Raw genomic sequence first — 532 nt, forward strand, 5'->3', positions numbered from 1 at the left:
AACCGCGATGGCCACGGTGACAACCGCTCAGAAAACTACGGCGTAGAAGGCGAGACGGAAAACATCATGATCATCGCCACGCGTGAGAAGCAAAAACGCAACCTGATTGCGAGCTTGCTCTTTGCGTTTGGTATTCCGCACATTTTGACCGCCGATGTATTGTCACACTCGCAAGGTGGCAACAATAACGCCTACTGCCAAGACAATAAAACCAGTTGGATCAACTGGAGCGAGACGGAGCGCAAAGCGCACTTCAAAACTTGGATGGCGCAAATGGTCGCAAACCGTCACCAATACATGGTGCCTTTCATCCGTGCTTTCAGCGGCGAAAATCGCAACAACAACCGCATTTTCTGGCGTCGAACCGATGGCCGATTAATGGAACACGACGACTGGAACCGATTAAGCTCCGTAGCGCTTCACTTAGGCATTGGTAAAGACGGACAAGAGTTGGTTTACCTCATCAACCAAACGAACGCTACAGCGCGATTTAAGCTGCCAAACGAGCGTAATCAAGAAATCGGAAGAGCGT

General features: G+C 50.4%; 1 pseudogene. It reads left to right on the top strand.

The features are described 5' to 3' along the window. Positions 1 to 532 (top strand): annotated as a pseudogene (locus R7R24_RS30080) (glycogen debranching enzyme); the annotation flags it as partial.

The sequence above is a fragment of the Vibrio sp. 704 genome (genome assembly GCF_033339295.1).